This window comes from Rhodococcus sp. JVH1 (assembly GCF_000280725.2).
In the GTDB taxonomy this organism is placed as follows: domain Bacteria; phylum Actinomycetota; class Actinomycetes; order Mycobacteriales; family Mycobacteriaceae; genus Rhodococcus_F; species Rhodococcus_F jostii_A.
This window is the reverse complement of sequence record NZ_CP166289.1, coordinates 6,803,807-6,829,585: the sequence shown is the minus strand read 5'-3', so window position 1 is coordinate 6,829,585 and position 25,779 is coordinate 6,803,807. Positions and strand designations below refer to the sequence as shown.

General features: G+C 67.6%; 25 protein-coding genes. 13 read left to right on the top strand and 12 right to left on the bottom strand.

The features are described 5' to 3' along the window. Nucleotides 1-36: 36 nt before the first annotated feature. Nucleotides 37-1,473, top strand: coding sequence for a type I glutamate--ammonia ligase (gene glnA / locus JVH1_RS31935; protein ID WP_009473800.1), 1,437 nt, complete (start codon nt 37-39; stop codon nt 1,471-1,473). A gap of 115 nt (nt 1,474-1,588) precedes the next feature. Here glnA (JVH1_RS31935) and JVH1_RS31930 read toward each other — a convergent pair whose 3' ends face one another. Beyond that, the gene (locus JVH1_RS31930; RefSeq protein ID WP_009473801.1) at nt 1,589-2,275 is read right to left on the bottom strand and encodes a DNA alkylation repair protein; all 687 of its coding nucleotides are present in this window, start codon (nt 2,273-2,275) and stop codon (nt 1,589-1,591) included. Nucleotides 2,276-2,507: 232 nt separating this feature from the next. Between JVH1_RS31930 and JVH1_RS31925 the strand changes: the two genes are divergently transcribed. The 6 genes from JVH1_RS31925 (at nt 2,508) to JVH1_RS31900 (ending at nt 8,468) form a co-directional block, all read left to right on the top strand. Further along, complete coding sequence (locus JVH1_RS31925) at nt 2,508-3,761, top strand: multidrug effflux MFS transporter (protein WP_009473802.1); 1,254 nt, start codon at nt 2,508-2,510, stop codon at nt 3,759-3,761. 6 nt (nt 3,762-3,767) lie between these two features. Beyond that, nucleotides 3,768-4,748 carry an antibiotic biosynthesis monooxygenase gene (locus JVH1_RS31920; RefSeq protein WP_009473803.1) on the top strand — a complete coding sequence of 327 codons (981 nt, stop codon included), beginning with the start codon at nt 3,768-3,770 and terminating at the stop codon, nt 4,746-4,748. Between the two features lie 97 nt (nt 4,749-4,845). Then, entirely contained in the window at nt 4,846-5,496 is a 651-nt protein-coding gene (locus tag JVH1_RS31915) for an ABC transporter permease (protein ID WP_029537312.1), read from the top strand. Next, nucleotides 5,489-6,715 (top strand): ABC transporter ATP-binding protein, encoded by a 1,227-nt coding sequence (locus JVH1_RS31910; protein WP_009473805.1) that lies wholly within the window; start codon nt 5,489-5,491, stop codon nt 6,713-6,715. Before JVH1_RS31915 ends, JVH1_RS31910 begins: the two co-directional genes overlap by 8 nt. After that, nucleotides 6,712-7,485, top strand: a complete 774-nt coding sequence (locus JVH1_RS31905) for an ABC transporter permease (protein WP_043778163.1) — start codon at nt 6,712-6,714, stop codon at nt 7,483-7,485. The genes JVH1_RS31910 and JVH1_RS31905 overlap by 4 nt, the downstream gene beginning before the upstream one ends. Further along, entirely contained in the window at nt 7,485-8,468 is a 984-nt protein-coding gene (locus JVH1_RS31900) for a glycine betaine ABC transporter substrate-binding protein (protein ID WP_009473807.1), read from the top strand. Before JVH1_RS31905 ends, JVH1_RS31900 begins: the two co-directional genes overlap by 1 nt. Nucleotides 8,469-8,471: 3 nt before the next feature. Here the strand turns inward: JVH1_RS31900 and JVH1_RS31895 are convergent, their stop codons facing one another. From JVH1_RS31895 to JVH1_RS31880, 4 genes are all read right to left on the bottom strand, one after another. After that, complete coding sequence (locus JVH1_RS31895) at nt 8,472-9,437, bottom strand: endonuclease/exonuclease/phosphatase family protein (RefSeq protein WP_009473808.1); 966 nt, start codon at nt 9,435-9,437, stop codon at nt 8,472-8,474. Continuing rightward, nucleotides 9,434-12,448, bottom strand: coding sequence for a bifunctional [glutamine synthetase] adenylyltransferase/[glutamine synthetase]-adenylyl-L-tyrosine phosphorylase (locus tag JVH1_RS31890; protein ID WP_043778219.1), 3,015 nt, complete (start codon nt 12,446-12,448; stop codon nt 9,434-9,436). The genes JVH1_RS31895 and JVH1_RS31890 overlap by 4 nt, the downstream gene beginning before the upstream one ends. 8 nt (nt 12,449-12,456) lie before the next feature. Continuing rightward, nucleotides 12,457-13,797, bottom strand: a complete 1,341-nt coding sequence (glnA, locus tag JVH1_RS31885) for a type I glutamate--ammonia ligase (RefSeq protein WP_005247775.1) — start codon at nt 13,795-13,797, stop codon at nt 12,457-12,459. Nucleotides 13,798-13,913: 116 nt separating this feature from the next. Continuing rightward, nucleotides 13,914-15,482 (bottom strand): alpha/beta hydrolase, encoded by a 1,569-nt coding sequence (locus tag JVH1_RS31880; protein ID WP_009473812.1) that lies wholly within the window; start codon nt 15,480-15,482, stop codon nt 13,914-13,916. A gap of 183 nt (nt 15,483-15,665) precedes the next feature. On the opposite strand from JVH1_RS31880, the gene panB reads away from it, so the two are divergent. The 3 genes from panB to pip are packed head-to-tail and all read left to right on the top strand — an operon-like array spanning nt 15,666 to nt 18,009. Next, nucleotides 15,666-16,535: a 3-methyl-2-oxobutanoate hydroxymethyltransferase gene (gene panB, locus JVH1_RS31875; RefSeq protein WP_009473813.1), complete on the top strand. Its 870-nt coding sequence runs from the start codon at nt 15,666-15,668 to the stop codon at nt 16,533-16,535. 39 nt (nt 16,536-16,574) lie between these two features. After that, nucleotides 16,575-17,036, top strand: coding sequence for a hypothetical protein (locus JVH1_RS31870; RefSeq protein ID WP_009473814.1), 462 nt, complete (start codon nt 16,575-16,577; stop codon nt 17,034-17,036). A 7-nt stretch (nt 17,037-17,043) separates the two neighbouring features. Next, the gene (gene pip, locus JVH1_RS31865) at nt 17,044-18,009 is read left to right on the top strand and encodes a prolyl aminopeptidase (RefSeq protein ID WP_009473815.1); all 966 of its coding nucleotides are present in this window, start codon (nt 17,044-17,046) and stop codon (nt 18,007-18,009) included. 4 nt (nt 18,010-18,013) lie between these two features. On the opposite strand, the gene JVH1_RS31860 is transcribed toward pip, so the two are convergent. Then, entirely contained in the window at nt 18,014-19,414 is a 1,401-nt protein-coding gene (locus JVH1_RS31860) for an RNB domain-containing ribonuclease (protein WP_043778222.1), read from the bottom strand. 30 nt (nt 19,415-19,444) lie between these two features. Beyond that, entirely contained in the window at nt 19,445-19,630 is a 186-nt protein-coding gene (locus JVH1_RS31855; RefSeq protein ID WP_009473817.1) for a hypothetical protein, read from the bottom strand. Between the two features lie 403 nt (nt 19,631-20,033). On the opposite strand from JVH1_RS31855, the gene JVH1_RS31850 reads away from it, so the two are divergent. Genes JVH1_RS31850 through JVH1_RS31840 form a run of 3 tightly spaced genes read left to right on the top strand, consistent with a single transcriptional unit; the run spans nt 20,034 to nt 21,542 of the window. Beyond that, complete coding sequence (locus JVH1_RS31850; RefSeq protein ID WP_043778165.1) at nt 20,034-20,480, top strand: MaoC family dehydratase N-terminal domain-containing protein; 447 nt, start codon at nt 20,034-20,036, stop codon at nt 20,478-20,480. Further along, nucleotides 20,477-20,896: a MaoC/PaaZ C-terminal domain-containing protein gene (locus JVH1_RS31845; protein WP_043778167.1), complete on the top strand. Its 420-nt coding sequence runs from the start codon at nt 20,477-20,479 to the stop codon at nt 20,894-20,896. The genes JVH1_RS31850 and JVH1_RS31845 overlap by 4 nt, the downstream gene beginning before the upstream one ends. Before the next feature lie 22 nt (nt 20,897-20,918). Then, on the top strand, nt 20,919-21,542 hold the full coding sequence (locus JVH1_RS31840) for a LysE family translocator (RefSeq protein ID WP_009473821.1): 624 nt from the start codon (nt 20,919-20,921) through the stop codon (nt 21,540-21,542). Nucleotides 21,543-21,550: 8 nt separating this feature from the next. On the opposite strand, the gene JVH1_RS31835 is transcribed toward JVH1_RS31840, so the two are convergent. The 5 genes from JVH1_RS31835 to JVH1_RS31815 all read right to left on the bottom strand — a co-directional run bounded on the left by JVH1_RS31835 (nt 21,551) and on the right by JVH1_RS31815 (nt 25,776). Next, on the bottom strand, nt 21,551-22,354 hold the full coding sequence (locus JVH1_RS31835) for an alpha/beta fold hydrolase (protein WP_009473822.1): 804 nt from the start codon (nt 22,352-22,354) through the stop codon (nt 21,551-21,553). Nucleotides 22,355-22,644: 290 nt separating this feature from the next. Further along, nucleotides 22,645-23,811, bottom strand: coding sequence for a site-specific integrase (locus JVH1_RS31830; protein ID WP_043778169.1), 1,167 nt, complete (start codon nt 23,809-23,811; stop codon nt 22,645-22,647). Nucleotides 23,812-24,107: 296 nt separating this feature from the next. Continuing rightward, entirely contained in the window at nt 24,108-24,539 is a 432-nt protein-coding gene (locus JVH1_RS31825; RefSeq protein WP_009473824.1) for a hypothetical protein, read from the bottom strand. A 164-nt stretch (nt 24,540-24,703) separates the two neighbouring features. Then, nucleotides 24,704-25,222: a hypothetical protein gene (locus JVH1_RS31820; RefSeq protein WP_157173941.1), complete on the bottom strand. Its 519-nt coding sequence runs from the start codon at nt 25,220-25,222 to the stop codon at nt 24,704-24,706. Beyond that, the gene (locus JVH1_RS31815) at nt 25,222-25,776 is read right to left on the bottom strand and encodes a helix-turn-helix transcriptional regulator (protein ID WP_051033655.1); all 555 of its coding nucleotides are present in this window, start codon (nt 25,774-25,776) and stop codon (nt 25,222-25,224) included. Before JVH1_RS31815 ends, JVH1_RS31820 begins: the two co-directional genes overlap by 1 nt. Between the last annotated feature and the right edge of the window lie 3 nt (nt 25,777-25,779).

The following is a 25,779-nucleotide window of genomic DNA, read 5'->3' as shown; positions in this document are numbered from 1 at the left end:
TATCCACTTGGCTGAAGCGACTTAAGGAGCACAAGCGTGGCGTTCACCACGGCCGAAGAGGTCATCAAGTTCATCAAGGACGAGAACGTCGAATATGTCGACATCCGGTTCAGCGACCTGCCGGGCGTGCAGCAGCACTTCTCGATCCCGGCGTCCGCGTTCAACCAGGACGTCTTCGAGGACGGCCTCGCGTTCGACGGTTCGTCCGTCCGCGGCTTCCAGTCGATCCACGAGTCGGACATGATGCTCCTCCCCGACGTCGCCACCGCCCAGCTCGACCCGTTCCGCGCGGCCAAGACGCTGAACATCAACTTCTTCGTGCACGACCCGTTCACGCGTGAGTCCTACAGCCGCGACCCGCGTAACGTCGCGCGCAAGGCCGAGGAATACCTGAAGTCGACCGGCATCGCCGACACCGCCTTCTTCGGCGCCGAGGCCGAGTTCTACATCTTCGACTCGGTCCGCTACGACTCCGGCATCAACGGGGCGTTCTACGAGCTCGACTCCATCTCGGGTTCCTGGAACACGGGCAACGACGTGAACGCCGACGGCAGCCCCAACCTGGGCTACAAGGTCCGCCCCAAGGGTGGATACTTCCCCGTCGCTCCGTACGACCACTACGTCGACCTGCGCGACGAGATCTCCACCAACCTGCAGAACGCAGGCTTCGAGCTCGAGCGCGGCCACCACGAGGTGGGCACCGGCGGCCAGCAGGAGATCAACTACAAGTTCAACACGCTGCTCGCGGCCGCAGACGACCTGCAGCTGTTCAAGTACATCGTGAAGAACACCGCCTGGCAGCACGGCAAGTCGGCCACCTTCATGCCGAAGCCGCTGTTCGGCGACAATGGCTCGGGCATGCACGTCCACCAGTCGCTGTGGAAGGACGGCAAGCCGCTGTTCCACGACGAGGCCGGCTACGCGGGTCTGTCCGACATGGCGCGTCACTACATCGGCGGCATCCTGCACCACGCACCGTCGCTGCTGGCTTTCACCAACCCGACGATCAACTCGTACCACCGTCTGGTGCCGGGCTACGAAGCCCCCATCAACCTCGTGTACAGCCAGCGCAACCGCTCGGCGGCCGTGCGTATCCCGATCACCGGCAACAACCCGAAGGCCAAGCGCCTCGAGTTCCGCGCCCCCGACTCCTCGGGTAACCCCTACCTGAACTTCGCGGCGCAGATGATGGCCGGCCTGGACGGCATCAAGAACAAGATCGAGCCGCAGGCTCCCGTCGACAAGGACCTCTACGAGCTCCCGCCGGAGGAGGCCCGCAACATCCCGCAGGCTCCCACCAGCCTGTCGGCCGTCATCGATCGCCTCGAGGCCGATCACGACTACCTCACCGAGGGTGGCGTGTTCACGTCCGACCTGATCGAGACGTGGATCTCGCTGAAGCGTGAGCAGGAGATCGCTCCGGTCAACCTGCGTCCGCACCCCTACGAGTTCCAGCTGTACTACGACGTGTGAGTCGGTAGCTTCAGTCGAGCCCACTCGCGCCGCGATCACGACACCGATCGCGGCGCGGGTGGGCTCTTCTGCGTCCGGTCCGCAGGTGGCCGCCGCGGTCGTCGGGTCGAACCGTCTATTCGCCGCCCTGTCGGCGCACCATCTCGGTGATCCAGATGGGCGCGAACGGGGACGTGCAGCCCGGGGAGGTCGGGTAGTCCTTCAGCACCTCGAGGCGCTCACCGATGTCGAGTGCGCGGGCGCGGTATTCGGCGTGTTCGATCCCTACTTGGGCCAGGCAGTGGTTCATCGCCCACTGCAGGCGATCCGGGGCGTCCTTCATCTCCGCCTCGATGACGTCGAGCAGTCCCGCGAGGTCGAGGCCCTCGGGCTTCTTCGCCACGCGTTCGGTGGTCAGCGCCCAGCCGGCACCGGCGACCGCTGGATCCGGATCGACGGACCACGCCCGGCGCAGGTCCTCGGCGTGCGGGTTCTTCTTCACCACGTAGTTCACGAGCCAGTCGTGCACCTTGGGTGCGCGCGCCTCGCGCAGCATGGCGTCCAACTCGTCACGCTCGAACGCCTTCGGGCGGCAGATCAGGATCGCCAGCAGTCGTGCCGCGGTGTCACCCGTCTCCCACAGCCGGTACGCGAGTTCCTGCTGCGTCTTCAGCCTCTTCGCGAGCGCGCGCAGCTTGCCGAGGTTCACCCCGTGATCGTCACCGTGCTTCTCGTTCACCTCGCGTGCCCTCGGGTCCTCGAGCTCGGCCAGCTCGGCCATCACCTGGGCAACCGTGGTCTCCGTCAGCGCCGTCTCGGCCACCTGAGTCTCCTGTCCGTCACATGGGGGATTCAGCCTACGACGGACGCCGGCCCCCGCCGTGTGGTGTCTCGGCCCCCTGCCGGGCGGTCCGGAACCCGCCCGGGCGCCGCGGGCCGCGTCGTATGATCCAGGGAACCGACCACGCGGACCGTTGCGAAACGTGCGGTCGGAGCCTTACGGGATACTTGCTCCGTTCTCCAGCCCCCTCGGGTCGAGAAGCAGGTGATGCGGGATGTCAGTGCCCACGACGTCGTCCGGTGTTCCGGTTCCGCGCCGTGTGGTGGTCATTCTGCTGCTGGTGATTCCGCTCAGCCAGATCCCGCTCGACATCTACACTCCGGCGTTGCCGCAGATGGTGCTCGATCTGGACGCGTCCGCCGCCGTCGTGCAGAACACGGTGACCGCCTACATGCTGGGCATGAGTCTGGCGTTCATTCCGGTCGGCCTGATCGCGGATGCGGTGGGCCGCAAACGAACTCTGGTGACCTGCCTGGCGATCCTCGTCGTCACCAGCGTGGGATGCGCACTCGTGCAGAACATCACACTGCTGCTCGGTCTGAGATTCGTGCAGGGTATCGGCGGGTGCGCGTGCCTCGTCCTCGCTTACGCGATCGCCGCCGACTGCTACCGCGGCGCCCGGCTCACATCCGTGTCCGGTCTCCTCGGGGCCGCGTGGGGGCTGGCACCCGTTCTCGCACCCGCGGTGGGCGGGGTACTGGTGCAGTTCATCTCGTGGCGTCTGGTGTTCGGGCTGATCGCGCTTCTCGCGGCGCTCGCCGTTCCCCTCGTCGTCGCGGGACTGCCGGAGACCCTTCCGCCGGATCTGCGGGCACCGGTCGACGTCGGCGCCGCGGCGCGGGTGCTGGGTGCGGCCCTGCGTCACCGCATCTTCGTGGGGTTCGTGCTCGTGTTCGGTCTGATGGCGTCCGCTCAGATGGTCTTCGGTGTCGTCGCTCCCTTCCTGTACCAGCAGATCCTCGGCTTCTCCCCTGCCGCCTACGGTGCGGTGGCGCTGGTCGTGGGCGGCGCGAACCTCCTCGGCGAACTCGCCTGCAGTGCGCTGGCTGTTCGGGTCGGAACCCGCCGGCTCGCGTTCGGCGCGTGGTGGGTGTTCGTGTCGGGCGCACTCGTACTCACCGTCACGGCCGGGTTGTCCGTCGTCACCGCACCGGCCATCACGATCGGCGCCTGCCTCGCGCTCGCCGGATGCGGAGTGCTCTGCCCGCAGATGTACGGGCTGGCCCTCGGACTGTTCACCCGCAACCTCGGACTGATCGGCGGTGTCGTCACCGCGGCCTGCTATCTCGTCGTCAGTGCGGCGATGGCCGTCGCCGGAGTGCTGCCGGAGAACAGCCAGGCACCGCTGGGCTGGCTGTACCTGACCCTGGGCGCGGGAGCCGGGATCCTGCTGCTCCTCACCACGTCCACCCGGCGGTCCCAGGGTTCTCCCTCCGCCGCACCCGCACCACGACCAGAACGGAGGTGACCTCACGTGCCGCATTCACACCCGCGCAGCCCTGCCGCGTCCCCGGTGTCGGTGATCTTCCAACGCCGGATCGACGACGCGAGTTACGCCGACTACGCACGGTGGCAGAAACACGCGGCGGAGGCCCTCGCGACGGTTCCGGGTTTCATCGATCAGGACATCGTGCCGCCGTCGCCGCCCGTGCAGGACGACTGGGTGGACGTACTGCGGTTCGCCACCATCGAGGACGCCCGCGCGTGGCTCGACAGCGACCGCCGGACGGAACTCGTGGCCGAGATCAAGCATGCCTTCATCGGCAACGAGGACGTCCACCTGCTCACCGGCGAGCAGACCCGGGAGCAGTCGGCGACGTCGGTGGTCATCTCCTGTCACGTCGACCCCGAGGACGAGTCGGCGTTCATGGACTGGCAGCGCAAGATCTCCGCCGCCGAGGCGGGGTTCCGGGGTTTCCGGGGGCACAAGGTCGAGAGACCGGTGCAGGGGATCACCGAGGACTGGACGATCGTGCTGAGCTTCGACACCGAGGACAACCTGGCGGCGTGGATGGATTCACCCGAGCGGGCCGCCCTCCTGAAGGAGGGTGAGAAGTTCAACAAGAATCTCCGAATCCGCAAAGCGAGCTACGGTTTCGACTTCTGGTTCCGCGGCGCGGGCGGAGACGAGCCGCCCCCGGTGCCCGTCGCCCGAAGCAATCTCCTGGCCCTGCTGGTGCTGTATCCGCTGGTGGTGATCTGGGGCCATTTCGTCAGCGCACCGTTCATCGAGGCGCACGGGGTTCCGATCGCCGTCGCCCTGTTCGTCGGGAACCTCGTCACCACCCAGATCCTCGGCTGGTGGGCGGTTCCGGCGGCGTTCAAGGTGTTCGGGTGGTGGATGGACCCGGCGATCTCACCCCGCCGGCGCAACCTCGGTTACGCCGTGATGATCGCGCTGTTCGGGATTTCGATCGCCGTGTGCACCCTGCTGTTCATGATCCCGACCACGTAACAGAGTTTCCGATTCACCTGCGCGATCTTCGGGTACAGAGCACTGTGAAGGACCGAGGTCTGTTTTCACATCTGGAGAAAGGTGTTCACGGTTGGACATGCAGCAACTGTGGGACTTCGTCTCCGCCCGGAAGCAGCAACTGCTCACCGACTCCTTCCTGCACGTCAGCGCCGTCGTGCAGTCGGTGGTGATCGCCACGATCGTCGCGGTGGCGATCGGGATCCTCGTGTACCGCAGTCCGGCCGGCTCCGCGATCGCCACCGCACTCGCGAGCACGATCCTCACCATCCCGTCGTTCGCCCTGCTCGGCCTGCTGATCCCGATCCTCGGACTCGGCGTCGCCCCCACCGTCACCGCTCTCGTGCTGTACGCACTGCTCCCGATCATCCGGAACACCATCCTCGGACTCGCCTCCGTCGACCCCGCGATCACCGACGCCGCCCGGGGTGTGGGAATGAGCCGCACGACGGTGCTGAGCAGGATCGAAATCCCGCTCGCCTGGCCGTCGATCCTGACGGGCATGCGGGTGAGCACCCAGATGCTGATGGGCATCCTCGCGATCGCCGCCTACGCCAAGGGGCCCGGGCTCGGCAACCTCATCTTCTCGGGACTGTCCCGCGTCGGCAGCCCGACAGCGATACCGCAGGCCCTCACAGGGACCGTTCTCATCGTGATCCTCGCCCTCGTACTCGACGGCGTCCTCGCCGTCATCGGCCGACTCACCACCTCCAGGGGGATCCGTGACTGACCTCGATACACCGCACACCAACGGAAGCACCGTCTCGGGAGTGGACATCGTCCTCGAAGACGTCGTCAAGAGCTACCCGGGCCAGGAGAAGGCGGCCGTCGACAACGTGTCGATGCGTATCCCCGCCGGGGAGATCGTGGTCCTCGTCGGCCCGTCCGGCTGCGGCAAGACCACCACCATGCGCATGATCAACCGGCTCATCGAACCGACGTCGGGGAAGATCACGATCGGCGGCAAGGACGCCCTGTCCATCGACCCGGACAAGCTGCGGCGCGGCATCGGCTACTCGATTCAGCAGGCCGGACTGTTCCCGCATCTCACGATCGCGAAGAACGTGGGCACGGTCCCCGGTCTGATCGGCTGGGACAAGAAGAAGATCGCCGACCGCACCGACGAGATGCTCGACCTCGTCGGACTCGAACCCGACCTCTACCGCGAGCGCTACCCCCGGCAGTTGTCGGGCGGTCAGCAGCAGCGCGTCGGGGTGGCGCGGGCGCTGGCCGCCGATCCCCCGGTGCTGCTCATGGACGAGCCGTTCGGCGCGGTCGACCCGATCACGCGCGGACTGCTGCAGGACGAATTGATGCGACTGCAGTCCGATCTCGGCAAGACGATCGTCTTCGTGACGCACGATTTCAACGAGGCGGTCAAGCTGGGCGATCGGATCGCGGTGCTGGGCAACCAGTCGCACATCATGCAGTACGACACCCCGGAGGCGATCCTCGCCCATCCGGCGAACGACATGGTGGCCGGATTCGTCGGCGCGGACGCCTCCCTGAAGCAGCTGACGCTCACCCGGGTGGCGGAGGTCGAACTCCTCGACTGCCCCACCGCGTACGAGGACGGGTCGGTGGACGATCTGCGGGCGGCGATCGCACCCCGCAAGGATAAGTGGGGAGTCCTGTTGGACGCGCGGGACCGCCCGACCCGCTGGGTGTCGTTGCGGCATCTGGCCAACGCCACGTCGCTGCGCGACATCGGCGACCCGATCGAGGAGGTGGTGTCGACCCAGTCGACGCTGCAGGACGCCCTCGAGGCGCTCCTCGCGGAGAGCAGTGCGTCGACGATCGTCACCGGCCGGCGGGGCGAGTACCGCGGCCTGATCACGATCGACACACTGGTGACGCACCTGTCCGCGATGCGTGAGGAACACGCGCACGACGACGAGGACGGCGAGCCGCAGCAGGACGGGGCGCGCGAGGGCGGCACACCGTCATGACGGCCGCCGTCGCCACGAAGCCCACCGCGCCTGCCGCCCGGCGGTCGGAGCGGGCCCGCTTGCTGGTCCAGCCGATCATCGTCGTGATCCTGGTGGTGGGTGTGCTCGCCTGGGCCTTCAACCGCGAACTCACCGCCACGCAGAAGGGCAGCCTCAACGCCGCCAACATCGCGACCCTGACGTGGCAGCACGTGCTGATCACGGCCGCGGTGGTCGCGATCGTCGTCGTCGTCGCCGTCCCGCTGGGGATCCTGCTGACGCGGCCCGGGTTCACCAAGCTGGCACCGATCTTCCTCGGAATCGCCAACATCGGACAGGCCGCGCCGGCCATCGGACTGCTGGTGCTGCTCTTCCTCGCGACGGGGACCACCGGATTCTGGATCGGGGTGCTCCCCATCGCGTTCTACTCTCTCCTGCCCGTTCTCCGGAACACGATCCTGGGTTTGCAGGAGGTCGATCCCGCCGTCATCGACGCCGGGCGCGGACAGGGCATGACCGCCGGCCTCGTCCTGCGGAAGGTCGAGTTCCCACTTGCCGTCCCGTACATCCTCGCGGGACTGCGCACCACGCTCGTGCTCGCCGTGGGCACCGCGACGCTCAGTTTCCTCGTCAGCGCCGGCGGTCTGGGAATCCTCATCGACACCGGATACAAGTTGCGCGACAACGTGACCCTGGTGGTCGGAGCCGTGCTCGCGGTCGCGCTCGCGCTGCTCGTCGACTGGTGCGGCGCCCTGGCCGAGGAGTTCCTCGGCCCGAAGGGGCTGCGCTGATGAACCATCTCCGGAAGGCGATTGCCGCGACGGCCGTCACACTCTGCGGAGTCCTCGCAGCGTCCTGCGGCCTCGAATCCGGTGGCGCCCTGCCGCTGTCGGTGGAACCGGGCAGCATCCAGCCCGTCCCCGAACTCGAAGGTGTCAAGATCACCGTCGGTTCCAAGGACTTCACCGAGCAGGTCACCCTCGGGTACATCATCGAGTTCGCGCTCAGTGCCGCCGGTGCCGAGGTGCGCGACCTCACCAACATCCAGGGGTCCAACAGCACACGGGACGCCCAGCTGGACGGGCAGATCGACGTCACCTACGAGTACACCGGGACCGGGTGGATCAACTACCTCGGCAACGAGATTCCGATCCCCGACCCGACCGCGCAGTTCGAGGCGGTCCGCGACGAGGACCTCGACAGCAACGGCATGGTGTGGGTCGATCCGGCCCCGATGAACAACACGTACGCACTCGCGATGAGCAGGCAGACCGCGGAGGAAACCGGGATCACCACCCTGTCGGAGTACGCGGATCTGGTCAACCGCGACCCCGCTGCCGCGACGACCTGCGTCGAAACCGAATTCAACGTCCGCCAGGACGGGTTCCCGGGTATGGCCGCCAAATACGGCTTCGACCCCGCCCGCGCGAACCGCCAGATTCTCCAGACCGGCATCATCTATCAGGCCACCGCCGACGGAACGCAGTGCAAGTTCGGTGAGGTGTTCACGACGGACGGCCGCATCATCGCGCTCGATCTGGTGCTGCTGGACGACGATCGACAGTTCTTTCCGAAGTACAACCCGGCGATCACCATGCGCAAGGATTTCGCCGAGGCACATCCGCAGGTCGCGGAGGTGATGGCCCCGATCTCCGCGGCGCTGACCAACGAGGAGATCACCGAACTGAACCGCCGGGTCGACGTCGAGGGCGAGGAACCGGCGGACGTGGCCCGGGACTGGCTGGTGCAGAAGGGTTTCGTCACGCTGCCGTGACGGTCAGCTGCCGAGGTCGATCTTCGCGATCAGGCCGCGATGATCCGAACCCGTCAGCACCACCGATTCCACGGACTGCGCCTGTGCGCCGCTCGTGACGATGTGATCGATCGCGATCATCGGCGGCAACGGCTGCCGGTCGGCGGGATACGTGTTCTGGATTCCGGCACCCACCTGGTCGGCGGCATCGCGGTAGCGTCCGGTCACGAGGTTGCGGTACTTCACGTGGTCGCGGGTGGAGTTGAAGTCGCCGCTGACGATCACGGGTCCCGAGTCGGCGGGGACGGCGTCGAGAATGGCTTTGATGCGGTCCATCTCGCGCGACCACAGCGACGGATCCGACGGCCACGGCGGAACCGGGTGGAACGCGTACAGTGCCGTGCTCGCACCGTCCGGGAGTTCCACCCGGGCCGACAGCGCGGACAGGACGAATTCCGAGTGGTGGACCTTGTCGGTCTGCGGGTACCGGCTCCAGATCCCGGTTCCCTCGCCGCCGCTGCCGGGCATGAGGAACGAGAACGGCAGGGTCGATTCGATTCCCGCTGCCACCAACCGGTCGACGGCCTCCGGTGTCAGTTCGTTGACGGTGAGCACGTCGACGCCGCGGTCCCGGATCTGCCGGACGAGGGAGTCGGCGTCCGCGTTGCCGAGCCAGATGTTGGCCTGCATCACCGTCAGTTCCGGCCCGGACGCCGTCACCGAACTGTTCGCGACGTACAGCGGGCCCTGCGACAGGGTGGCCACCGCGGCCACTGTCAACGCGACGCCGAAACCGATCCAGTGCCGGGTGATTCCGAGCAACAGCACCCCGACCGCGGCGACGGCCATCAGGTACGGCGCCGCAGACGCCAGCACGAGCAGGCGCTGGTTCTGGACGTCGAGGAATCTCAGCACGACGCCGAACACGCCGACGAGCACCGCGAGCCATCCGAGGGCCGTCAGTGCCCGCACCCCCCAGGTGGCGATCACTCCCCGAAGACTCTCTCCACCACAGCCTTGGCCCGCCGGGTCACCCGCAGGTAGTGGTCGAGGAACTCGCCCGCATCGCCGCCACCCCAGCCGGCGATCTGCGCGACCGCGGACAGCACCCGGCCCGAACCGGGCAGCTGATCGGTGGCCTTGCCGCGGACGAGCACCAGGCAGTTGCGCGCCTTCGTCGCGGTGATCCACGCGTCACGGAGCAATTCGACGTCGGACTCGCTGAGCAACTCGGCCGCGCCGATCGCGTCGAGCGTCTCGAGCGTCGACGTGTTGTGCAGCGACTCGATCTCGTGGGCGTGCCGAAGCTGGATCAGCTGCACGGTCCATTCGATGTCGGCGAGGCCGCCGCGCCCGAGCTTGGTGTGCGTCGCGGGGTCGGCGCCGCGCGGCAACCGCTCGGAGTCGACGCGCGCCTTGATGCGCCGGATCTCGCGCACCGCCTGCTCCGACACCCCGCCCTCCGGGTAGCGGGTCTTGTCGATCATGTGCAGGAAGCGCAGCCCCAGATCGGCGTCGCCCGCGACGTGATGCGCGCGCAGCAGCGCCTGGATCTCCCAGGCCTGCGCCCACTGCGCGTAGTAGGCCTCGTAGGACGCCAGGGTGCGCACCATCGGGCCGCTGCGACCCTCCGGGCGCAGGCCCGTGTCGACCTCGAGCGGCGGATCGGTGCTGGGCGCGCCGAGCAGGGCCCGCACCTTGTCGCCGATGCTGTTGGCCCACTTGACGGCGACGGTCTCGTCGATCCCCTCGCGCGGCTCGCAGACGAACAGCACGTCCGCGTCGGAGCCGTAGCCGAGCTCACCGCCACCGAGCCGGCCCATGCCGATCACCGTGAATGTCGCGGGAGCGGGCGTGCCGAGTTCCTTCTCGCTCGCCTTGATCACCGCCGCCAGGGCAGCATTGAGCACCGCCGCCCACACCGACGACAGCGCCTTGCACACGCCCTGCACGTCGAGCATGCCGAGGATGTCCGCGGACGCGATACGCGCCAGCTCGTAGCGGCGCAGCGACCGCGCCGCAGCGATCGCGCGGGCCGGGTCGTCGTGGCGTGCCGACGCCGTCAGGATGCCGCGCGCGACGTCCTCCGGCTTCGACTCCAGCAGTCGTGGTCCGGCCGGCGAATCCGCGAACAGGCGCACCACGTCCGGCGCCTTGATCAGCAGGTCGGGAACGTAGGCGGAGGATCCCAGCACCGTCATCAGCCGCTCGGCGACCGACGCCTCGTCACGCAGCAGCCGGAGGAACCAGGTCTGATCGGTCATCGCGTCCGACAGCCGCCGGTACGCGAGCAGACCCGCATCGGGATCCGGTGTGTCGGCGAGCGATTCGAGCAGGGTCGGCAGCAGCAGCGCCTGGATGCGGCCCTTACGGGACGCGCCGCTGGTCAGAGCGGTGAGGTGGCCGAGCGCGTTCTCCGGGGCGGTGTAACCCAGCGCCGCCAGCTGGCGGATGGCCGCGTCCGGGCTCAGCCGCAGCGCCTCCTTGTCGATGCGCGCCACCGATTCGAGTAGCGGCCGGTAGAACAGCTTGGCATGCAGGCGCCGCACGCGGTGCGAGTTGCGCTTGATCTCCGCGTTGAGAACGCCGAGCGCGTCCTTGCTGCCGTCCGGCCGCATGTGCGCCGCCCGGGCCAGCCAGCGCAGCGCCTCCTCGTCGTCGGCGGGCGGGAGGGTGTGTGTGCGCCGCAGCTTCTGCAACTGCAGCCGGTGCTCGAGCAACCGCAGGAACTCGTAGGACGCAGCGAGATTCGCGGCGTCGTCGCGACCCACGTAGCCGCGGGCGGCGAGAGCGGTCAGCGCGTCGATGGTGCTCTGGACGTGCAGAGCCTCGTCCGCGCGCCCGTGCACGAGTTGCAGGAGCTGGACGGCGAACTCGACGTCGCGCAGACTTCCGCGTCCCAGTTTCAGCTCGCGTTCGCGCAGTTCCGGCGGAACCATCTCCTCGACCCGGCGGCGCATCGCCTGCACCTCGGGAACGAAGTCCTCACGCTCCGACGCGGTCCACACCATCGGGCTGAGGGCGTCGACGTACTGCTGTCCGAGCGCGGCGTCGCCGATCATCGGGCGGGCCTTGAGCAGCGCCTGGAACTCCCAGGTCTTGGCCCAGCGTTTGTAGTACGCGACGTGGGATTCGAGGGTGCGGACGAGTTCCCCGCGTTTGCCCTCCGGCCGCAGCGCGGCGTCCACGTCGAAGAACGCCGAGGAGCCGATGCGCATCATCTCGCCCGCGATCCGGCTGGCGGTCGCGTCGGCGGGTTCGGCGACGAAGACCACGTCCACGTCGCTGACGTAATTGAGTTCGCGGGCACCGCACTTGCCCATGGCGATGACCGCCAGCCGCACGGGGCAGGGGGCGTCCGGGCACACGGCTGCGACGGCCACCGCGAGGGCGGCGTTCAGCGCGGCGTCCGCCAGATCGGACAGCTGATGCCCGACCGTCTGGTACGGAAGTACCGGTTCGTTCTCGACAGTCGCCGCGAGGTCGACGGCGGCGAGCAGCATCAGCTCGTCGCGGTACGTCTTGCGCAGCGCCGCGATGGCATCGGGTCCGGTGACCTTCGCCCGGTAGAGGTTGGCGTCCGGGTGGGCGCCTTCCTCGGGTTCGGCCCCGACCGAGGCCATCATCGTGGCGGTCGCCTCGTCCTTCGACGGGAGGCGGACGTCGCCGGCGAGGATCTTCCAGGACGCGGGATCCGCGACCAGATGGTCACCGAACGCGCTGGACGCACCGAACAGACCGAACAGCCGGCCACGAAGGCCCTTGTCGGTGCGGAGCGCCGCATCGAGTTCGGCCCAGTCCTCGCCGAGGCCGTCCTTCAGGCGCACCAGGGTGCGGAGGGCGAGGTCGGCGTTCGCGGCCCGCGACAACGACCAGAGCAGTTCGATGCTGTCTTCACCGACCCAGCCCAGATCGCGGAGTTCGGACGGAGCGGTCGGCTCGACGAGACCCAGGCGACCCGGGCCGGGAACGGCAGAACGCGCTGCCGGAGGCTTCACCATGCTCTTGCTCACAACCCCAGATACGTCTTGAGTTCGAACGGCGTCACGTGGCTCCGGTACTCCTCCCACTCGCGACGCTTGTTGCGCAGGAAGAAGTCGAACACGTGCTCGCCGAGTGCTTCGGCCACCAACTCCGACTTCTCCATCTCGCGCAGCGCGCCGTCGAGGTTGCCGGGCAGTTCCCGGTAGCCCATGGCGCGGCGCTCGGCCGACGTCAACGCCCACACGTCGTCCTCGGCCTCCGGCGGAAGTTCGTAGCCCTTCTCGATTCCGCGCAGACCCGCGGCGAGGAGCACCGCGAACGTCAGGTACGGGTTGCAGGCCGAATCGGGGCTGCGGATCTCGACGCGGCGCGACGACGCCTTGTTCGGCGTGTACATCGGGACGCGGACCAGCGCCGACCGGTTGGACGGACCCCAGGACGCGGCGGTCGGGGCCTCGCCACCGTGGATCAGCCGCTTGTAGGAGTTGACCCACTGGTTGGTGACGGCGCTGATCTCGTTGGCGTGCTCGAGGATGCCGGCGATGAACGCCTTACCGGTCTCCGACAGCTGCATCGGATCGTCCGGGTTGTGGAAGGCGTTGGTGTCGCCCTCGAACAGGCTCATGTGGGTGTGCATCGCCGAACCGGCCTGATCGCTGAACGGCTTCGGCATGAACGTGGCGCGCACACCTTCGGCGATCGCGACCTCCTTGACGACGTAGCGGAACGTCATCACGTTGTCGGCCATCGAGAGGGCGTCCGCGTACCGCAGGTCGATCTCCTGCTGGCCGGGGGCCGCTTCGTGGTGGCTGAACTCGACGGAGATGCCCATCGACTCGAGTGCGTCGATGGCGTGCCGGCGGAAGTTGGGGGCGGAGTCGTGGACGGCCTGGTCGAAGTAGCCGCCGGAGTCGGCGGGCTTCGGTGGCGTGCCGTCGATCGGCCCGTTCTCCAAGAGGAAGAACTCGATCTCGGGGTGCACGTAGCAGCTGAAGCCCAGATCGCTCGCCTTGTTCAGCTGACGGCGCAGCACGTGCCGCGAATCCGCCCAGGAGGGCGAACCGTCGGGCATGGCGATGTCGCAGAACATGCGGGCGGAGTGCTGGTGCCCCTTGCTCGAACTCCACGGCAGCACCTGGAACGTGGAGGCGTCCGGCTTCGCGACCGTGTCCGCCTCGGACACCCGGGAGAAGCCCTCGATCGCGGATCCGTCGAAGCCGATGCCCTCCTCGAAGGCGCCTTCCAGTTCCGCGGGGGCGATCGCCACCGATTTCAGGTATCCGAGAACGTCCGTGAACCACAATCGGACGAACCGAATGTCGCGCTCTTCGAGGGTGCGAAGCACGAATTCCTTTTGGCGATCCATGTCCGCGAGAGTAAGCAAAGTTCGTTAAATCTGTGTTACTTCGTTGATTCGACTCTGCCGGATTCCGCATCGTGCCAGCGTGCGGGCACCTCGGCCGATCCCGTCACAGGCATGGGTCAGCACGCCAGATCCGCAGCCGGCGCCGCGAGGTCGACCAGATAGTCCGAAACAGCGTCGTCGACGCACGCCTCGCCGTCGAGAACGACGGTGTGCTGAGTGCCCCGGTACGTGACGAGCGAGCCGTTCATCTGCTTCGCCAGATCCACACCCGCCTGGTACGGCGTCGCCGGATCCTCGGTCGTCGACACGACGACGACCGGCGGGATCCCGGGCGCCGACACCGTGTGCGGCGCGCCCGTGTTCGGCGCGGGCCAGAACGCGCACACGTCCAGCGGCGCGCTGCCGGTGCCGCGACCGTCGTCGAGGAACGGCGCCGCCTGGCGGTACCGCAAGTCCGCCTCCCCGACGACCGCGCGGTCGGTGACCGGCGGATCGTCCATGCAGCGGATCGAATTGAACGCGTCGTTGAGATTCGAGTACGTGCCGTCGTCGGCGCGCCCCTCGTACAGATCGGCCAGCATGAGCAGCGAATCACCGGTCCCCGTCTGCAGGCTCTCCAGACCGCCGCGGAGCGGGCCCCACAGATTCGGCGAGTACAGGGCCTGCTGGACGCCGGTGATCGCATCGGTGTAGCTGAGTCCGCGCGGGTCGGTGGTCGCGGCCGGCTTGTCGATCAGCGGGTCGACGAGCGCCCGGAACCTCGCGTTCGCCTGTGCCGGGTCGGTGCCCAGCGGACAGTCCGGCTGCTGCATGCAGTCCGCGGCGAACGCGTCGAACGCGGACTGGAATCCGGCCGCCTGCAGGATCACTTCCTCCGTCGGGTCCTGCTCGGGATCGAGGGCACCGTCGAGGACCATCGCGCGCACGTTGCCCGGGAACGTCTCCGCGTACGTCGAGCCGAGCCGGGTGCCGTACGAGTAGCCGAGGTAGTTGAGCTTCTCGTCACCGAGCACCGCCCGGATGACGTCCATGTCGCGCACCACGTCGTACGTGCCGACGTGCGCGAGGACGTCGACACCGGTCCGGTCCGCGCACTTGTCCGCGTACTCGCGGTTCTCGGCCTCCGTCCGCGCGATTCCGGCGGGACTCATGTCGACGTCGTCGTCCTTGCGTCTGGCGTCCACCTCCGGCGGGGTCAGGCAGGTCACCTGCGGGGTGGACGCGCCGACGCCGCGCGGATCGAAACCGATGACGTCGAACCGCTCCGCGATCTCGGTGCCGTCGGCCACGGACGCCAGCCCGATACCGGACGCCCCCGGGCCGCCGGGGTTCACGAGCAGCGATCCGACCTTGTCGCCGGTCGCCTTCGACCGGGAGACGGCGATCTGAGCGGTGGCGCCCCCGGGATTCGCGTAGTCGTTCGGCACGGTCACCTTCGCGCAGTCGAGAGTGTCGCCGAGCGGAGACCCGTCCGTGCTGTATCCCTCGCACGAGGCCCACTGCACCTGCTGCGTGTAGTACTCCTCGAGCCCGGCGGGGATCGGCCCGGCCGGAGCCGCCTCGGCCGCCGACGGTTCGGCGACTGCCTCACCGGCGTCCCGTCCGCCTCCCGCACAGCCTGCGACGACAAGGAGGACGGCGATGCACCCGGCGAACGCGGCCGGTACTCGAGCACTCTTCGACATAGGACGATCGTGCCAGGGGTTCTGCGCCGACAGGCCTTCCCGCAGGTCAGAGGACAGGCAGCGGGTGTGACCTATCGCACCCGCGCGAGCCCTTCGCTCCCCCGCGGGCCGGTGGCAGACTGTAGGCGTCATCACCCGCACCCGGGGACCCGTCAAGGGCCTCGAGGCCAGAAAGGGACAACGATGTCCGATAGCAAGTCGTCCGCGAGCACGTCAGAAGATCGGCTCTACGGATCAGCACCATCGCACGACGTTCCCAAGCGCAAGACCCGAACCCACCACCTGCAGGCCATGAAGGCCGAGGGTGAACGCTGGGCGATGCTCACCGCCTACGACTACTCCAGCGCCCGCATCTTCGAGGAAGCTGGGATTCCCGTTCTCCTCGTCGGCGATTCGGCCGCCAACGTCGTCTACGGATACGAGACCACCGTCCCGGTCACGATCGACGAACTCCTCCCCCTCGTTCGCGGCGTCGTCCGCGGTGCGCCGCACGCTCTCGTGGTGGCGGACCTCCCCTTCGGCAGCTACGAAAGCTCCCCCGAACAGGCCCTCGCGTCCGCGACCCGGTTCATGAAGGAGGGGCTGGCCCACGCGGTCAAGCTCGAGGGCGGCGAGCGCGTCGCGCCGCAGATCGCCGCCATCACCGCGGCAGGCATCCCCGTCATGGCACACGTCGGGTTCACCCCGCAGAGCGTGAACTCGCTCGGCGGTTTCCGCGTGCAGGGCCGCGGCGACGCCGCCGAGCAGTTGGTCGCCGACGCGATCGCCGTGCAGGAGGCCGGCGCGTTCTCCGTCGTCATGGAGATGGTGCCCGCCGAGATCGCAGGCCAGGTCACCCGCAAGCTCACCATCCCCACCGTGGGCATCGGAGCGGGCGTCGAGTGTGACGCCCAGGTCCTCGTGTGGCAGGACATGGCCGGCTACACCAGCGGCAAGACGGCGAAGTTCGTCAAGCGCTTCGGTAACGTCGGTGACGAGCTGCGCAGCGCGGCCGCCGCATACGCGACCGAGGTACGCGCCGGAACGTTCCCGGCGGAAGAGCACAGCTTCTAGGCCGTCCTCGACTCACCGGGCCGGCACACACTCGAGGGGATGTTCATGGGACAGCGACACGTGCACGGCACCGGACGGCGTCACCGCCTGGCCGTGATGGCGGCCGGGACGGTGGCGGCCGCGGCGGTCGTCACGGGGTGCGCCGGCCCCGGCCCCGCACCCGCGCCCGGCACCACCGCACCCCCGGCGCCGGCCACCACCGCGGTACCCGGCACCGCCCTCGTGCCGGGTGGCGTCACCGAGGCGCAGGCCGCCCAGCTGTGCACCGACCTCGAAGGTCAGTTGCAGAGCTGGCGCACCTACACCCCGACCATCGGCAAGACCGGGTTGAACGGTCTCGTCGGCACATGGATCACGCAGAACAACCTCAACGCGCTCGATTTCCTGCAGGACCGGGGCCGGATCGACGTGATCACGACGGCGGCCTGCCCCGGCATCCGGCAGGAGGCGGTGACCGCGCTGGAGATCCCCGATCTGGCGTCCGGCCTGATCGGGTTCTGAGGCCGACGTGACCCAGCTGCGCACCCTGTACCCGCCGCTCGAGCCGTACCAGTTCGGGCATCTGGACGTCGGCGACGGACAGCAGATGTACTGGGAGCAGAGCGGCAACCCCGACGGGAAGCCGGCGGTGTTCCTCCACGGCGGGCCCGGGGGCGGCACCGATCCTGCGCAACGACAGTTCTTCGACCCGCAGGTGTACCGGATCGTGCTCCTCGACCAGCGCGGATGCGGACGTTCCACACCCCACGTCGCCGACGGGGCGGATCTGTCGGTCAACACCACCGGCCGTCTCCTCGGCGATGTGGAGTTGCTGCGCGCCCATCTCGGCATCGACCGGTGGCAGGTCTTCGGCGGGTCGTGGGGCTCCACACTGGCTCTCGCCTACGCCCAGAAGCATCCGGACCGGGTCACCGAACTGGTGCTGCGGGGGATCTTCCTGCTGCGCCGCAGCGAGATCGACTGGTACTACAACGGCGGCGCCGGACACCTGTTCCCCGAACTGTGGGAGGAGTTCCTGGCTCCGGTCCCGGAACCGGAGCGGGGTGGCGACCTCGTCGAGGCCTACCACCGGCTCCTGCAGTCCGACGATCCCGACGTCGCGACGCGGGCCGCGGTCGCGTGGTCCACGTGGGAGGGCGCGACGAGTTCGCTGCTCCCCAAACCGGAACGGGTGGTGGAGACGTCCCAGCCGAGGTTCGCGCTGGCCTTCGCCCGCATCGAGAACCACTACTTCCACAACCGCGGCTTCCTGGACGAGGGTCAGCTTCTCCGGGACGCCGCCGCACTGGACGGCATTCCGGGCGTGATCGTGCAGGGACGCTACGACGTGGTGTGCCCGGCGACCAGTGCGTGGGCGCTTCACCGGGCCTGGCCGGATTCGCGGCTCGAGATCGTCGACGACGCCGGACACTCCGCGATGGAGCCGGGCATCGTGCATCACCTCGTCGAGGCAACGGACCGGTTCCGCGACTGACCCGCTATGCGGGGTAACCGAACTCGACGGTCCGCTTCGCGACGTCGGCAGAGACGAGCCTGATCTTCACCTGTTCGCCCTCGGCCGGGTCGCCCACGCATTTCGCCATCACGGACACGGACGGGACGAACACGTCCGCGGTGCGCTTGCCGTTCCGTGACCGCAGCACGGTCGCGTCGAACGTCTCCCCCACCCGGTCGGCGAGCACGGTCGCTTCGGTGAGGTCGATGCAGGCACGGTCGATCTTGCTCGCGAGAGAATCCGAGCCAACCATGATCTCGGGCATCGAGCCCAGCGCTTCTCGCGCCCAGGACGGCACCGGTGTTCCCGCGGTGACGGCGAGGCACACCTCCGTGGAATACCGGTCCGAGAGCCGGCGCAACGGCGCGGTCACGTGGGCGTACGGGGCGCCGATGGCGGCGTGCGTCGTCAATTCGGGCAGGGCGCCGTCGAACGCCGCGTAGTCAGCGCCCCGCAGCAGTGACGGCGCCTCGGTCATCAGCACCAGCGTCGACGCCGAATTCGGATCGAGCCGCGCCAGGAGTTCACCTACCCCGACGCTCTGCGGCCAGTCGATCCCCAACGCCGACGCCGTGCGTCGCAGCGCCTCGACCGCGTCCGGCCCGGCGGGCGGCAGGGTGCGGAGCAACCCGACCTTCGCGTCGAGCATCATGGCCGCGGCGCACATTCCGGTGAGGAGCGAGACCTCGGCGTTCCAGTCGTCGGCCTCGGTGCGGGGCGCGAGGTCGACGCGCCAGCCGTCCCCGTCCGGCACCACTTCCTGCTCGGGGAGCCGGAGTTCGATCGCGCCGCGCGCCACCGCCGCCGCGGTGCGGAGCCGGCCGAACTCCGGCAGCGACGCGATCGACGGATGCAGTCGTCCCGCCTCCGCATCGGCCTGCACACCGGCGTAGTCCAGCCGTGCCACGGAACGGACCGTGGCACGGGACACCGTGCAGGATACCGGTTCGGCCGACTCGTCGAGTTCGATCCGCCACACCACCGCTGGGCGATCCTCGTCCGGAAGGAGACTCGCGGATCCTTCGGAGAGCTCCTTCGGGTGCAGCGGCACCTTGCCGTCGGGCAGGTAGAACGTCTGCCCGCGTTTGCGGGTCTCCACATCGAGCACCCCACCGGGCTCCACGACCGCGCCGACGTCCGCGATCGCGTAGTGCAGGACGAATCCGCCGTGTGTCCGCTCCAGATGCAGCGCCTGATCGAGATCCATGGAATCGGGCGGATCGATGGTGACGAACGCCAGATCGGTGCGGTCCTCCCGCTCGGACGCGTACCGGTCGGATGCCGCCCGCGCCTGCGCGACCGCCGCGGGCGGATACCCCTCCGGCAGGTGGAATTCGGTGCGCACGGTGCCGAAATCGATTCCGCGCGCAACGAAACGACTCATCGGCACCTCACACACACCCTTTCCGCAACGCTAGTTGTTCCACTCCTCGTCTGCCCGGTCCGCCGCCTTGTTCCGCTCCGCGGCGATCTGCAGCGCCTTCTCGGCGGACGCGCGGTCGGGGTACGGCCCCATCCGGGACATCGACGATGCCGCCTTCCCCTGCGTGACCGTGCCGTCGTCGACGTTGTAGTACCAGAGATGATCTTCGTCAGTCATTCCCTCAGTGTGGCACCGGTGGGACGTGTGGGGTTGTGGATCACGCTCAGACTGTTACCCTCGGAGACCTGTCCGGTGATACGGTCCCCGGCGCCGGTCAGTGCGGTGCCGATGGCTCGCCTTTCCGGCGCAGTGCCCGAACAGAGAATGGAGCGAGCATGTCAACGATCATTTTTGATCAGCTACTTCCCTACCTCGGTGCCGAAGGCGCCACCTACTGGGCCCAACTGCTGATGGTCGATCCCGTCTGACGGCTATCGATCAGTCGATACCTCGAAGCCCCCGCCGGACACGTCCGGCGGGGGCTTCGCTGTGAAGGGGCAGGCACGCCCGCGACACATTCGTGACGTTGGTCCGAACGCTTCGCCCTGCCCCGGGGACTGCACGTCTCTAGGCTGATCTGATGGCAGTGAATCCAGCGATCGAGGGTCGTGTCTACCCACCGACCGAGCCCTACCTCGTCGGCCGCGAGAAGATCAGGGAATTCGCCCGCGCCGTCTTCGCCACCAACCCGACGTCGTTCGACCTCGACAGTGCCCGCGCCGCCGGTCACGCCGATCTCGTTGCCCCGCCCACGTTTCCCGTCATCGTGCAGGAACGTGCACTGGCGCAGCTCGTCGCGGATCCGACGTCGGGAATCGAGCCCGTCAACCTGGTGCACAGCACCGAGCACGCTACGTCCGTCCGCCCGGTCGTGGCGGGCGACGAACTCTCCGCGATACTTACCGTCACGAACGTGACGTCGCGCGGCCCGCACACACTGCTCGTCGCCGACATCGAGATCCTCGACGCCACAGGCGATCACGTGAGCACCATGACGTCGACCCTGTTCGTCAGGGGGGAGGAATGACGTCCCCGGGGCGAATCATGCTCGGCGACACCGTCGCCAAGTCCCGATATCACGTGACCCGCGAATCCCTGGTCCGCTATGCCGGGGCGTCCGGCGACTTCAACTCCATTCACTACCGGGACGACGTCGCGGACGCCGTGGGCCTGCCGGGCGTGCTGGCGCACGGCATGCTGACGCTGGGACTGGCGACGCAGTGCGTCGTCGACTGGCTCGGCGACCCGGCACGCGTCACCGGATACCGCGCCCGCTTCACCAAGCCGGTGATCGTCGCCCCGGACGAGGGCGCGGTCGTCGAGGTCGTCGCGAAGGCCGCGCAGGTCGACGAGGCCGCGGGCACCGCCCGGATCGACCTGACGGTGACCTTCGACGGACACGCGGTGCTCGGCAAGTCGCAGGTGTGGATTTCACTGCGCTGAGCGCGCCCGACATACTGACCCCATGATCGGTGTCGTGGTGACCGCGTTCGCGGTGCTCGGGCTCCTGACCGTCATTCCCGGCCCGGACATGGCGGTGGTGACGCGCGCGGGCCTGTCCGGTGGATGCGGCGCCGCGCTGCGGGCGACATTCGGTGTGGTCGCCGGGTTGACGGTGTGGGGCGCGCTGACCGTCGTCGGGCTCGGAGCGGTGCTCGCCGCCTCCGCGGAGGCGTACACCGTCGTGAAGATCGTCGGCGGGATGTACCTGGTGTATCTGGGGCTCTCCACCCTCTGGCGCAGCCGGTCGCGACGACGCACCGCCGCGGTCGAACCGGCACCTGTTCCGTCGCCGGGATCGAGTTGGCGGGCCGGGTTCCTGACGAACCTCCTGAACCCCAAGATCGCGGTGTTCTACACCGGCCTGCTCCCGCAACTCGTTCCGCCCGGGTGGCCGACCGCCCCGACCCTGGCGTTGCTCGTGCTCGTTCACGGGCTCCTCGGGATCGTCTGGCTCGGCGCGTACAGCCTCCTGCTGACCCGGGCGCGCACCACGCTGGAGAAGCCGTCGGTGCGACGGGTCCTGGATCGGATCACCGGAACGGTCCTGTTCGGTTTCGGTGCCGGCGTCGTCGCCGAGGCGCGGTAGGACCGAGGTCAGTTCCGGGAGTCGCCGGCACTCGCCGAACTGCCGCCGAGCAGAATCGTGCTGATCAGATTCGGGTCGTCGGTCATCGGGACGTGCCCGATGCCGGGCAGGACCAGTATCTGCGCCTGCGGGAAGAATCGGCGCACGCGTCGTGCCTGATACACCGGCAGAATCAGGTCGCGCCGCCCCCACGCCACGGTGACGGGAACCGTCGCGTCGACGACCGGCGGGAGATCGAACTTTGCTGTCATCCCCTTGTCGACCAGGGCATTCGTAGTGAGCGAGTGCGTGTCGATCACGGCGTCCTCGTACGGCACCCGGCTGGGCCGGGCAAAGAAGGCGGCGAGCGAGGGATAGCGGACGGCCTTGTATCGCAAAGCCTTCGGAGCGTTCGGACCCATCGCCCGGGCGAGTCCGCGCAGGGCGCGGAACGTGTAGATGGTCCGTGCTTGATCGGCATTGTTGACGAAGAAGCCGGCCGGTGAGAGCGCCGTGGCCGAGGCGACCTCGCCCCGGGCCGCCAGAGCGAGGGACAGCCAGCCTCCGAGCGAGTTCCCCGCGACGTGCGGCCGTTCCCCGGCCGGCGTCACCGAGCGGACGAACCCGCTCAGTTCCTCGAGGAGTTGATCCATCATGTCCGGGCCGTCGTCGAGTGCGGCCGATTCTCCGTGCCCCGGAAGGTCGACGGTGACCACCCGGCGGTAGGGCGTCAACTGGTCCAGGAGGGCGTTCCAGGCCTGCCGGCGATGCACCACCCCGTGCACGAGTACGAGGGTGGGGCCGGAGCCGGCGATGTCGTGGGGCAAGTCCATGGACAGATGTTACCGCTATCACGAGTAACATCTACTGCCGCCGATAGTGGGGCCCGTCGCCCACGGTTGTGAGCGACGGGCCCCGACATCGACCCCGATTCGGGTCGGTCGGGCCGATGCGGGAAAGATGGTAACCGGTCTGTTTGTTATTCGCCAGTCGGGGCCGTGACCTCGCCGATTGGTACAAGGGTGAGGCGGACGAGTTGGCGTGTAAGCCGGACACACACCGATCCAGCGGAACCTAGCTGGTGACAGAGTTTTCGCCGCGGCCCGGTCCCGTCGCGGTCCCGTCACTCGGCGGAACCTGCACCTTGGGCAGTACCCCTACGGGGTATGCCGGACCTCAACGCAGCGTCGACGATCGTGCGGGTCGTCTCCTCGCGGTCCGGCCAAAGCCTGGAGTACCGCCGGATAGTTTCCTCTGCACTAGCGTGCCCCATCCTGTCCATTACCTCGCGCACCGACGCGCCACCGGAGATCAGTGTCGAGGCGTAGAAGTGGCGCAGCTCGTGCCAGCGGAGCGAGTCCCGGATGCCGGCCTTCTCCTTCGCGCCTCCCCACGCCGCGGCGAACGTGGTTCGCCGCCATCTTCGCCCCGCCTTTGTCCGGAACACAGCCTGATCGGACTCGGCCGGCCATTGCTCGAGGTGTCGCGCGAACGCCAGGCATACCTCGTCGCCGACTGGGATCCGGCGCCGCGCCCGCGGTGTCTTAGGTGGCACGTATACCGGTTCGCCGGGCCCGTCGGTACGGACCTGTTCGACGACCTCCAGTTCCCTGCGGAGGATACGGGCGTTGCGGGAGCGAAGGCCGAGCAGTTCGCCCTGGCGTAGGCCGGAACCTGCGGCCACGATGATCGCCTCACAGAGAACCGGCGGCGCTGCTTCGTACAGCGACCAGATTTCGCCGGGCGTTGGCAGCAGATCGGGGTCGACGGGCTCAATCTCAACGTCGCGTTGCGGTGGTCGCACCCCGATCATGGGGGACCGCGGCAGCAGCCCTTCCTCGAACGCTGATTTCAGGATCGATCCGAAGATCATCCGCCTGGTCGTCGCGGTCGACGACGCCATCGGCTTCAGGCCTGGCGCCCACGGACGTGCGCCGGTCAGCTGCGCCACCCATGTTCGGAGCTGTGACGGCGTCAGCGCGCGGAGTGGCATGTCACCGAATGCCGGCAGAACGTCGAGGTCGAGGATCGTGCGGTACTGCAGGAGTGTTGCCGGGGCGATGCCTGTCCGGCCCGAGTACCATTCCTCACACCACTCGCGGACAGTGATCTTCGCCCGCTTCGGATCGATCCACTCCCCCGTTCGAACCCGGCTTTCCTTCTCGTTCAGCCAGTCGGCAGCGTCGCCCTTCCTGTCGAAGGTTTTCGTATGCTCGTTGCCGTCGAGACCGACATAGCGAGCGACATATCGCTTCTTCCCGCCGCGCTCCCGGGTCTGCACATGCCCCATCAGCGTGCCGTCGCGCGCGAGGTATTGGCAGGTCGTCGGTGATCCAACATTGGTACCCTCCTTCTTGAAACTGCCACTGGTTTCGCCTCGCCCCCGCGCTCACCTCCTATGAGCGCGGGGGTGCTTCTCTTTTACTGGCGTTGATCATGCACCCCATTCATGACCTTCGGGGTCCCGCGCTTCTACCTCAGCGTCCCACTGAGAGTTGCGGCTCCGGCCTTCGGTCAGCCCGAATCGAACAAGGGCTTGGGTTCCATCCTCCAACGTCACCAGTTGGCAACGGGGTTCGTCGCGTTTCACCACGGTTGCCTTCTCTGCAGTTCCTTCGCCACAAGTGCGCGCTCATCGGCTGTCAGCGTGCGAACCCTCACGCCGAGCATGTGGGCGTTACACCACACCTCGTCTGCCGCCTCCACGCCGGCCCGGGACCCGGTCCACAGCAGCGCATCAACCAGCCGGTCTGTCGTGATCAACCGACGCGCGGCGATCTCATCGACGGCCTGCTCTTCGCGCGTGTACCGGTCGGGTGCGCATACGGTGCCGCGCTCTCGGTGAACCAGCTCGTGGGCGAGGGTGCACCGCCTGCCCGCCTGCCCGAGATTGCGGTCGATGTAGATCCAGTCTCGCGACAGTGCACCTTGCAAAAGGGCGGGCAACGCCTGGTGCGTCGTTACTGTTACGTGCGGGAACATATTTCGGAGTTGCCGCCACGGGTTGTAGATGGGCATGACGGCACCATACGAAGCCGACCGAGTGGTTCGCTAGGAATTTGCGAACAAATGTTCGATGATGTGGATCACAATCGAGCGACCACCCCTCCCACCAAGGCGTCGCAGCAGGGGTCGACCACGGCCTGCGGACGTCGGTGGCCACTCGCGAACTTCGTATCCAGCTACATCTTCTTCAGGCTTCCAACAGGCAGCAACGCGGGCGCGCCGTCGAGGAAAAGTGGCTCAGGGCTAATACGGTGGGTAATGCTAAAAACAGCTTCGCGCATGAATGGAGCAATATCGACGATGGCCTGGTTTGCGATGTTCGTCGCTGCGTCTTGCCCCACGGTAGTTAGAAATGACATCGTATCGTCAACTCTCGCCCCATCACCGTCTGCGATGTCGTAGAAAGCCACCTGTTCGACAAGGACAGCGACGTTTCCCTCGCCCCGTGATTGAAACTCGATGGCTACGGCGACTTGACTATCCGATTCGGGCGAAACGCTGATGTTTCCAAATCCCGACTCGCCACTGAACCAGTCGGGTGCATCCTCGTGATCGCGCCAACGGTCGGCAATTACCCGCCATGTCTCGATCCGATCAAGCCGGATCGAAACAGCAGGCCTGCGGACTGACTTTCTCTGATTGCCAGCTGTCGCCCGGTGAGTCTTCGATTGAGCTCGCACCTTAGACTTCGGCACTACGAAACCCCAGCCGCATGCGCGCTTTGCGACCTCGGCTTTGACTGAATCCGAATTTTGACTCCTTCAACCTTTTGCCAGCTACTTTTTGGTGTGCCGGCGCCAATGGGAACAAAGGCGCCGGAGCCGAGCGACAGAAGTTCTCCCGACTTGACCACCAATGACGCAATCGCATCACGTTGCCAACGACTGGTTGGTTCCGACGGTCGCAGCTCACTCTCAACGTGTTCCGTAAAGTTTGTGCCATCGCATGTGTGCTCCAGGCCGTCGACCGGCTCGACGATATGCCGGACCCGAGCGCCAACTGCTGCCGCATACCTGCGAATCGTCGACATATGAGGATCGGCACCGAGGCGCTCGAAGTTCGATACCGAAGACTTATGTCGACCGATGGCGTCAGCGATGTCCTGTTGTTTCAGCCCGCGGCGGTGACGTAACGCGACCAAGTCCTCCAACAGATTGTCGTCGGCCTCTGCAAGGTCGCGCGCCAGCTGCTCCTCGGGATCGTCAAGATCGATCCCAAGGTCACGAGCGAGATCCTCGAAGTCAGTCATGAG

Coding starts and splice junctions, on each gene's coding strand:
- JVH1_RS31925 (WP_009473802.1), top strand. CDS start 2,508: ATGTCAGTGCCCACGACGTCGTCCGGTGTTCCGGTTCCGCGCCGTGTG.
- JVH1_RS31915 (WP_029537312.1), top strand. CDS start 4,846: ATGCAGCAACTGTGGGACTTCGTCTCCGCCCGGAAGCAGCAACTGCTC.
- JVH1_RS31905 (WP_043778163.1), top strand. CDS start 6,712: ATGACGGCCGCCGTCGCCACGAAGCCCACCGCGCCTGCCGCCCGGCGG.
- JVH1_RS31900 (WP_009473807.1), top strand. CDS start 7,485: ATGAACCATCTCCGGAAGGCGATTGCCGCGACGGCCGTCACACTCTGC.
- JVH1_RS31890 (WP_043778219.1), bottom strand. CDS start 12,448: ATGGTGAAGCCTCCGGCAGCGCGTTCTGCCGTTCCCGGCCCGGGTCGC.
- glnA (WP_005247775.1), bottom strand. CDS start 13,797: ATGGATCGCCAAAAGGAATTCGTGCTTCGCACCCTCGAAGAGCGCGAC.
- JVH1_RS31880 (WP_009473812.1), bottom strand. CDS start 15,482: ATGTCGAAGAGTGCTCGAGTACCGGCCGCGTTCGCCGGGTGCATCGCC.
- panB (WP_009473813.1), top strand. CDS start 15,666: ATGTCCGATAGCAAGTCGTCCGCGAGCACGTCAGAAGATCGGCTCTAC.
- JVH1_RS31870 (WP_009473814.1), top strand. CDS start 16,575: ATGTTCATGGGACAGCGACACGTGCACGGCACCGGACGGCGTCACCGC.
- JVH1_RS31860 (WP_043778222.1), bottom strand. CDS start 19,414: ATGAGTCGTTTCGTTGCGCGCGGAATCGATTTCGGCACCGTGCGCACC.
- JVH1_RS31855 (WP_009473817.1), bottom strand. CDS start 19,630: ATGACTGACGAAGATCATCTCTGGTACTACAACGTCGACGACGGCACG.
- JVH1_RS31850 (WP_043778165.1), top strand. CDS start 20,034: ATGGCAGTGAATCCAGCGATCGAGGGTCGTGTCTACCCACCGACCGAG.
- JVH1_RS31845 (WP_043778167.1), top strand. CDS start 20,477: ATGACGTCCCCGGGGCGAATCATGCTCGGCGACACCGTCGCCAAGTCC.
- JVH1_RS31840 (WP_009473821.1), top strand. CDS start 20,919: ATGATCGGTGTCGTGGTGACCGCGTTCGCGGTGCTCGGGCTCCTGACC.
- JVH1_RS31835 (WP_009473822.1), bottom strand. CDS start 22,354: ATGGACTTGCCCCACGACATCGCCGGCTCCGGCCCCACCCTCGTACTC.
- JVH1_RS31830 (WP_043778169.1), bottom strand. CDS start 23,811: ATGGGGCATGTGCAGACCCGGGAGCGCGGCGGGAAGAAGCGATATGTC.
- JVH1_RS31825 (WP_009473824.1), bottom strand. CDS start 24,539: ATGCCCATCTACAACCCGTGGCGGCAACTCCGAAATATGTTCCCGCAC.
- JVH1_RS31815 (WP_051033655.1), bottom strand. CDS start 25,776: ATGACTGACTTCGAGGATCTCGCTCGTGACCTTGGGATCGATCTTGAC.